Origin of the sequence: Enterobacter sp. PP-008-ECC_S150, assembly GCF_045257065.1 — a bacterium.
GTDB lineage: Bacteria > Pseudomonadota > Gammaproteobacteria > Enterobacterales > Enterobacteriaceae > Enterobacter > Enterobacter chengduensis.
This window is the reverse complement of record NZ_JBJHHG010000019.1, coordinates 102,454-110,748: the sequence shown is the minus strand read 5'-3', so window position 1 is coordinate 110,748 and position 8,295 is coordinate 102,454. Positions and strand designations below refer to the sequence as shown.

At 55.0% G+C, this 8,295-nt stretch carries 7 protein-coding genes, 1 rRNA gene and 1 riboswitch; of the genes, 2 read left to right on the top strand and 6 right to left on the bottom strand.

Going from position 1 to position 8,295, the window contains the following annotated elements:
- From ACJBF3_RS19660 to btuB, 3 genes are all read right to left on the bottom strand, one after another.
- Window positions 1–211: ribosomal RNA gene (locus ACJBF3_RS19660) — 16S ribosomal RNA — on the bottom strand; the annotation flags it as partial.
- A gap of 381 nt (window positions 212–592) precedes the next feature.
- On the bottom strand, window positions 593–1,444 hold the full coding sequence (murI, locus tag ACJBF3_RS19655) for a glutamate racemase (RefSeq protein ID WP_045329571.1): 852 nt from the start codon (window positions 1,442–1,444) through the stop codon (window positions 593–595).
- The gene (btuB, locus tag ACJBF3_RS19650) at window positions 1,389–3,236 is read right to left on the bottom strand and encodes a TonB-dependent vitamin B12 receptor BtuB (protein ID WP_045329569.1); all 1,848 of its coding nucleotides are present in this window, start codon (window positions 3,234–3,236) and stop codon (window positions 1,389–1,391) included. Before btuB ends, murI begins: the two co-directional genes overlap by 56 nt.
- A gap of 65 nt (window positions 3,237–3,301) precedes the next feature.
- Window positions 3,302–3,478, bottom strand: a riboswitch (cobalamin riboswitch).
- A 104-nt stretch (window positions 3,479–3,582) separates the two neighbouring features.
- On the opposite strand from btuB, the gene trmA reads away from it, so the two are divergent.
- Window positions 3,583–4,683, top strand: coding sequence for a tRNA (uridine(54)-C5)-methyltransferase TrmA (trmA, locus tag ACJBF3_RS19645; protein WP_045329567.1), 1,101 nt, complete (start codon window positions 3,583–3,585; stop codon window positions 4,681–4,683).
- Window positions 4,684–4,765: 82 nt separating this feature from the next.
- On the opposite strand, the gene ACJBF3_RS19640 is transcribed toward trmA, so the two are convergent.
- Together ACJBF3_RS19640 and fabR are read right to left on the bottom strand one after the other, a co-directional pair.
- Window positions 4,766–5,125: a YijD family membrane protein gene (locus tag ACJBF3_RS19640; RefSeq protein WP_008501783.1), complete on the bottom strand. Its 360-nt coding sequence runs from the start codon at window positions 5,123–5,125 to the stop codon at window positions 4,766–4,768.
- 9 nt (window positions 5,126–5,134) lie between these two features.
- Complete coding sequence (gene fabR, locus ACJBF3_RS19635; RefSeq protein WP_008501784.1) at window positions 5,135–5,773, bottom strand: HTH-type transcriptional repressor FabR; 639 nt, start codon at window positions 5,771–5,773, stop codon at window positions 5,135–5,137.
- 196 nt (window positions 5,774–5,969) lie between these two features.
- On the opposite strand from fabR, the gene sthA reads away from it, so the two are divergent.
- Window positions 5,970–7,370 (top strand): Si-specific NAD(P)(+) transhydrogenase, encoded by a 1,401-nt coding sequence (gene sthA, locus ACJBF3_RS19630; RefSeq protein WP_008501785.1) that lies wholly within the window; start codon window positions 5,970–5,972, stop codon window positions 7,368–7,370.
- Here sthA and oxyR read toward each other — a convergent pair.
- The gene (gene oxyR, locus ACJBF3_RS19625; RefSeq protein WP_025758848.1) at window positions 7,353–8,270 is read right to left on the bottom strand and encodes a DNA-binding transcriptional regulator OxyR; all 918 of its coding nucleotides are present in this window, start codon (window positions 8,268–8,270) and stop codon (window positions 7,353–7,355) included. The genes sthA and oxyR overlap by 18 nt on opposite strands.
- Between the last annotated feature and the right edge of the window lie 25 nt (window positions 8,271–8,295).

Here is an 8,295-nt window from a genome sequence, read left to right as displayed (position 1 = left end):
CCCGAAGGTCCCCCTCTTTGGTCTTGCGACGTTATGCGGTATTAGCTACCGTTTCCAGTAGTTATCCCCCTCCATCAGGCAGTTTCCCAGACATTACTCACCCGTCCGCCGCTCGTCACCCAGGAGCAAGCTCCCTGTGTTACCGCCCGACTTGCATGTGTTAGGCCTGCCGCCAGCGTTCAATCTGAGCCATGATCAAACTCTTCAATTTAAGTTTGATGCTCGTGAATTAAACTTCGTAATGAATTACGTATGTTCACTCAGAGACTTGGTATTCATTTTTCGTCCGGGGACGTTAAGAATCCATGTCACTTTGAGTGCCCACACAGATTGTCTGATAAATTGTTAAAGAGCAGTGCAACGCGGCTTTCGCTCACCGTTGCGAGGTCCCGTATATTACGTTTTCCTCATTCAGAGTCAAGCGATTATTTTTGCTTTTCTCTGTTGGCGTTCATCTCTGAACCCCGCTAACCCGGCGGCCTGTAAGCCGTTGTTCCGTGTCAGTGGAGGCGCATTATAGGGAGTTCTCAGACGTTGACAACCCCTCTTTTAAAAAAAACTTTCAACCGTCTCTTTTTTGCTCAAAACCGTGCTACAGCGCCAGTTTTTCGAGCGTTTCAAAGCCATAACGACGTAAAACGGGCAAAAGTTGCTCAGTTTCTTTCGTGATGGCCATACAAAACGCGATATTCGCATCGGCAGATTTTGCATCCGGCGCTTCGTGTTCCAGCAGCCAGGCCGTACGACGGGCAATAGCCGCGCCGGAATCGACCAGACGAGTCCCCTCCGGCAGCACCTCTAATAGCTCATCCTGTAATAGCGGGAAGTGGGTGCAGCCCAGCACAACGGTATCAGGCGGTTCGGGCATCCGCAGCCACGGACGAAGAATACGGCGCAGCTCGTCGAGTGATACCGCCTTGCCATGCAGTTTCGCTTCTGCCATCTCCACCAGCTCAGCCGAGCCGAGCATCGCAATCTGGCATTCGTTAGCGAAACGGTCGATTAGCTCGCGGGTATAAGGACGCTTTACCGTACCTCGCGTTGCCAGTAAACCCACAATGCCGTTCGCCGTCAGACGCGCGGCAGGCTTTATCGCAGGAACGACGCCCACTACCGGGAATGGGAATTTTTCACGCAGGGCTGGAAGGGAAACGGTGCTCGCCGTATTACAGGCGATGACCGCCAGCGCAAGGGGATAGCGCTTTTGTACCGCAGTGACGATTTCAACCACGCGCTCCACAATAAAATCTTCGCTCTTTTCCCCGTACGGGAAAGCGACGTTATCGAAAGCGTAGATGTAATGGAGATCCGGCAGGAGATGCCGAATCTCATCATAGACCGAAAGCCCACCGACGCCGGAATCAAACACCAGCACGGTAGGGCGCGGATTAGAAGGTGTAGCTGCCAGACAAGGTGTATTCCCGTCCTGCAGTTTGGTAGCCATAAACTGTCTCGTAATCTTTATCGAACAGGTTGGCTATTTTACCACGAACTGTGAGGTGTGAGGTGACAGGATATGAAACGGCGACATCCCACAGGCTGACACCGCCCATTTTCACTTTCTCAGACGGGTAAGTACCAAAGTCAGTGTCGTAACGCGTACCGAGATAGTGATAAGTCAGGCTCCAGTCGAAATCATAGATCTGCGTGTCGAGCTGATATTTCACCTGCTGCTTAGCGCGACGGTCCAGAAGTTCGTTAGTTGCGGCATTACGGGCATCCACATAGTCGTAGCCGACCGTATGCGTCAACGGACCCGTATCAAACGATGCTGTCGCTTCCACGCCTTTGATGCGTGCTTTACCGACGTTGTAATATTGCTGGAGGTTATTATTGAAGTCGATGAGATTATCAACGTCATTACGGTAGCCGGATACGCGCCAGCTCACGCCTGCCGTGAGGCCTTCAAACGCACCTTCCCACTGCTTGCTCTCTTCGGGATCAAGATGGTCATTGCCATAGAAGCCATAGAGTTGACCCAGATTCGGTGCCTTATAGGCCGTTCCATAAGAAGCAACGAAGCGGTAACCCTCCACGAACTCCCACGCTGCACTGCTTTGCCATGTGCCATGGCGGCCGAACTGAGAGTTGTCATCGCTACGAACCGCCCCTTCCAGAGTGACATCACCAAACTGCTGCAACCCCGTCAGGTAAACGCCGGTGTTACGCAGGTCATAGCCGTTGGTCACGTAGTTTGTACCCGGCTCGGTGCTCTGCTTCTGCCAGTCAACGCCCGCGCCAATGTTCCCATGCCCCACATCAACAGAGTTGAGCCACTGGACGTTGTACTGTTTGATTTCATCCAGCGTGGCTGTTGAATCGTAGCGGCCCAAATTTGGGTCGTAGTTATAGTCCTTACTGTGGCTATAGCTGGTGAGCAGCTGTGAATGGAAGATGTCATCGTTGAAGCGCAAGCCTGCATCCCAGGTCTGGCTATAGAGCTGGCGGGTATCGACCAGAACGTCAGGGGTAAATGAGCTGTAGTAACCATCATAGGCAGTACGGTTGCTGTAGCCAAATCCGCGAACAAAACCGCTCCACTGCTCTGAGAATGCGTGTTCCAGTGCGCCATAAAGCGTTTTATTCATAAAGCCGTCGCGGTCGGTCTGGGCAAGGCCACCATTGTTGCCGTCCGCAACCACATCAAACCCTTTGGTATAGGTGTAATCACCCGCCAGCGTGACGCGCGTGCTGTCGCCCAATGTTTGCTGAGTACTGCCGCCATAATTCTGGTAACCGTGCGATCCTACGCCTGCATTCAGCGTGGTACCGTCCTTCGCGCGAGTGGTGATAATGTTTACGACTCCGCCGATCGCGTCCGAGCCGTATACCGCCGAACGCGGTCCACGAACATATTCGATACGCTGCACCAGAGCGATGGGAAACTGGCTGAGATCGGACGACCCCGTAACGCCCGCCTGGTTAAGGCGGATCCCATCAACAAGGATCAGGACGTGGCTGGAGTTGGTGCCACGTATAAAGAGAGAAGAGAGTTGCCCCATCCCGCCACTTTGCGCCGTATCCACGCCGGGCAGGCGACGCATAACATCGAGGACCGAGGTTGATTGCCAGCGATCAATATCAGCACGCGTAACAACCGTGTTTGCAGCCAGAATAGTTTTTTCAGGTTGTTCAAAACGATTTGCCGTCACCACCAACGAGTCTGCGCCATCCTGCGCCCAGCCCGAAAATGCCGTGACGGACAGTGCCGTCAGCAGCGATACTTTTTTAATCATTGTTAAAGCATCCACAATATAAGAAGGATGCCGCAGGCCTCATCGATAGCACGCGATGATGAAACCAAATGCGACGTGATCCCGGCAGGTCTTCGGGCTAGGTGGCTATATAAGGATGAAGACTTCCCATTTTCACAGTGTCTACAACGCTCATCCCGCCAGTCGTTACCGCTGCGCGTCAGCTCCAGATTTACACTGGATTCCCTTTTCACTCTCAGGAGACCGGAAACAGAATGCTACAATTAGACACGTATGGATGTCCAGACAGCTATTGGGCATTAAATCTGGACATCCCCTGAACAATGCCTACAATCCCCGCGTAATTCATTATCACTCAGGACGCATCATGACCCCAGAACACCTCCCGACAGAACAGTACGACGCGCAGCTGGCCGAAAAAGTTGTCCGTCTGCAAAGTATGATGACGCCGTTCAACGCGCCCGTTCCCGAGGTGTTCCGCTCCCCCGTCAGCCACTACCGCATGCGCGCCGAGTTCCGCATCTGGCACGACGGTGACGACCTGTACCACATCATTTTCGATCAGCAAACGAAATCCCGCATTCGCGTGGACAGCTTTCCGGCGGCGAGCGAGCTCATTAACCAATTAATGACGCTGATAATGGACGGCGTGCGCAACAATCCGGTACTGCGTAACAAGCTGTTCCAGATTGACTACCTGACCACGCAAAGCAATCAGGCGATTGTCTCCCTGCTCTATCACAAAGCGCTGACCGACGAATGGCGCGAGCAGGCAGAAGCCCTGCGCGATGCGCTGCGCGCGCAGAACATCAACGTTCACCTGATTGGCCGCGCGACCAAAACCAAAATCATGCTGGATCAGGATTACATTGACGAGCGCCTGCCGGTGGCGGGTAAAGAGATGGTGTATCGTCAGGTCGAGAACAGCTTCACCCAGCCGAACGCCGCGATGAACGTGCAGATGCTGGAGTGGGCGCTGAAGGCGACGGAAGGATCTAAAGGCGACCTGCTTGAGCTGTACTGCGGTAACGGCAACTTCTCGCTGGCGCTGGCGCGTAACTTCGATCGCGTTCTGGCGACGGAAATCGCCAAGCCGTCGGTTGCCGCCGCGCAGTACAACATTGCCGCTAACCATATCGACAACGTGCAGATCGTTCGTATGGCCGCAGAAGAGTTCACGCAGGCCATGAACGGCGTGCGCCAGTTTAACCGCCTGGAAGGGATCGATCTCAAGAGCTACCGGTGTGAGACGATTTTTGTCGACCCGCCGCGCAGTGGACTGGACAGCGAAACCGAGAAGATGGTGCAGGCGTATCCGCGTATTTTGTACATCTCCTGTAACCCGGAGACGCTGTGCAAGAACCTCGAAACATTAGGCCAGACGCACAAGGTTGAACGTCTGGCGCTGTTCGATCAGTTCCCGTATACGCACCATATGGAGTGCGGCGTTTTACTTACCGCACGGTGATCTGTAGGCCGGATAAGCGTAGCGCCATCCGGCTTTTTTGGCAGGTGGCGCTTCGCTTACCTGCCCTACAACAAATAATTCATTACTCCGGCAACTGGCTCTTACGGCTACGCATGCGTGAGCCAATCCAGAACACCAGCGCAACAGACAGCACCGCAGGGAAGAAGTTAGAGCCGATATCCGGATACTCCGCGCGCACCACCGTGCTGTAGAGCAATACGCCCAGAATAAAGCAGGCGGCGGCCAGCCCCGGTAACCCCACCGGCATGGTGCGGTTCAGGTAACGTTGATGCAGGCAGTACACCGTCAGCACCAGCGCAATAAGCGGGAAAATCGAAAATGGAACAATTGAGCTAAAAATAGCGGCAAACGTTCCATTAATGGATAAGCCAGCGATCAATGCCAGCAACAGCGTCCCTTTATCCTGACCTGACTGTTTCATTACTCACCTTCACTCTTCGGTTTGATGTGCCAGTTTCTCTTGTTCACGGCGATACCAGTAGTACGCGCCTTTGGAGATCATCCTGAGCTGCAATACCAGTCGCTCTTCGAGCTGCTTGCGTTGTTCAATGCTGACATCCAGCGCTTCGGCACCCGCGCTGAAAACAATCGTCACCATCGCCTCGGCCTGTGCTTCAGTAAACGCACGCGGCATATGGTTTTCGAGTTCAAGATAGTCGGCAAGTTCCGCGATGAAGTGCTGAATTTCACGCGCGACGGCGGCACGAAACGCCGCCGATGTGCCCGAACGCTCGCGCAGAAGCAGACGAAACGCGTTGGGGTTATTGCCGATAAATTCCATAAAGGTCGACACGGAGGTGCGGATCACGCTGCCCCCTTTTGCGATACGCTGACGCGCCTGGCGCATCAGCTGGCGCAGCATCAGCCCGCTTTCGTCGACCATGGTCAGGCCCAGCTCATCCACGTCACGGAAGTGACGATAGAAGGACGTTGGCGCAATCCCGGCCTCGCGTGCGACTTCGCGCAGGCTCAAACTGGCAAAACTCCGCTCAGCACTCAGTTGACTGAATGCGGCTTCCACCAGCGAACGCCGGGTTTTCTCTTTTTGTTGTGCTCTTACGCCCATCACGATAGTTGAATCCTTCCAAAGGCCTGCCGGCACTATACCAGAGAATAAAATTAATCTGTTTGCCTGGCTTTGTGAATGATTGTTTACGTGCGGTTTGTGCTCCACTGCCGGAAAAAAGCACAACGATAATTGGGTTACCCTGGCAATGATGTTATGATTCTGTTGCTTTTATGTATAAGAACAGGTAAGCCTTGCCATGCCACATTCCTACGATTACGACGCAATAGTTATTGGTTCCGGCCCCGGCGGCGAAGGTGCTGCTATGGGTCTGGTGAAACAGGGAGCCAGAGTAGCGGTCATTGAGCGCTACCATAATGTCGGCGGCGGTTGCACCCACTGGGGCACCATCCCTTCGAAAGCCCTCCGCCACGCCGTCAGCCGCATTATCGAATTTAACCAGAACCCTCTTTACAGCGACCACTCCCGACTTCTTCGTTCCTCCTTTGCCGACATCCTGAACCACGCGGATACCGTCATTAATCAGCAGACGCGCATGCGTCAGGGGTTTTATGAGCGTAACCACTGTGAGATTTTGCAGGGTAACGCGCATTTTGTGGATGAACACACCCTGGCACTCGAATGCCACGATGGGTCGGTTGAAACCATCACCGCTGAAAAATTTGTGATTGCCTGCGGCTCGCGCCCGTATCATCCGGCCGACGTGGACTTCTCGCACCCGCGCGTCTACGACAGCGACTCGATTCTGAGCCTGCACCATGAACCCCGCCACGTTATTATCTACGGCGCAGGGGTCATTGGCTGCGAATATGCGTCGATCTTCCGCGGAATGGACGTCAAAGTTGACCTGATCAACACCCGCGACCGCCTGCTGGCGTTCCTCGATCAGGAGATGTCAGACTCCCTCTCCTACCACTTCTGGAACAGCGGCGTGGTGATTCGCCACAACGAAGAGTACGAGAAGATTGAAGGCTGTGACGACGGGGTGATTATGCACCTTAAGTCCGGCAAAAAGCTGAAAGCAGACTGCCTGCTGTACGCCAACGGTCGCACCGGCAACACCGATTCCCTGCAGCTGGAAAATATCGGGCTTGAAACCGACAGCCGTGGTCAGCTTAAGGTCAACAGCATGTACCAGACCGCCCTGCCGCACGTTTACGCGGTTGGCGACGTGATTGGCTACCCAAGCCTGGCATCAGCCGCTTACGACCAGGGCCGCATTGCCGCTCAGGCGCTGGTAAAAGGCGAAGCAACGGCGCACCTGATCGAAGATATTCCGACGGGTATCTATACCATTCCGGAAATCAGTTCTGTCGGCAAAACCGAGCAGCAGCTGACGTCAATGAAGGTGCCTTACGAGGTGGGTCGCGCGCAGTTTAAACATCTAGCGCGGGCGCAAATCGTGGGGATGAGCGTGGGGACGCTGAAGATCCTGTTCCACCGCGAAACGAAAGAGATCCTCGGCATTCACTGCTTTGGCGAACGCGCGGCGGAAATCATTCATATCGGCCAGGCGATAATGGAGCAGAAAGGCGGCGGTAACACCATTGAGTACTTCGTTAACACCACCTTTAACTACCCGACCATGGCGGAAGCCTATCGGGTCGCCGCGCTGAACGGCTTAAACCGCCTGTTTTAACGCGCTGTCAAAATGGCCATCCATCGCACCGCGGATGGCCTCTGCCAGCTGCTCATAGCGGCTGCGCAGCGGCGACCCAGGACGATAGACCAGGCCGATAGTGCGACGCGGCTCCGGCTTAATGCACGGCAGATAGACCACGCCATCACGTTTACGCTCGCGCGGCACCGCCAGCGCAGGCAGCAGCGTGATACCGCTTCCCGCCGCGACCATATTACGCAGCGTTTCAAGGCTGGTTGCGCGGAAGTGGGTATCTTCATCAGCACCCGCTTCAAAGCAGAAGCCCATTGCCTGATCGCGCAGGCAGTGGCCGTCTTCCAGCATCAGCAGCTTTTCACCCGCCAGATCGGCCATCGGCACGCGATCGCGGTTCGCCCACGGGTGATCTTCGTAGATCGCCAGCATCATCGGCTCATCGAACAGCGGCACTTCAATAAACGCTTCGCTCTCTTTGACCAGTGCCAGAATGGCGCAGTCGAGCTTGCCGCTGTCCAGCTGCGCCAGCAGCTGATGGGTTTGCGCTTCGTGCAGGTACATTTCGAGTTTCGGGAACGTCTGGTGCAGCATCGGAATGATGTGCGGCAACAGGTACGGGCCAACGGTTGGGATCAGGCCAATGTGCAGCGGGCCGGACATCGCCTCCCCCTGCTGGCTTGCCATTTCCTTGAGCACTTTGACCTCGCGCAGCACGGTACGCGCCTGATCCACCAGCAGCAGACCTGCCTGTGTGAACAGAACCTTACGACTGGTGCGCTCCAGCAGCATCACGCCCAGCTCGTCTTCCAGCTTGCGGATCTGACCGCTCAGCGTGGGCTGGCTAACGTGGCAGGAATCTGCCGCGCGGCGAAAGTGGCGATGCTCGGCTAACGCTACCAGGTATTCAAGATCACGAATATTCATTATTCATCCTCCGTCGCCACGATAG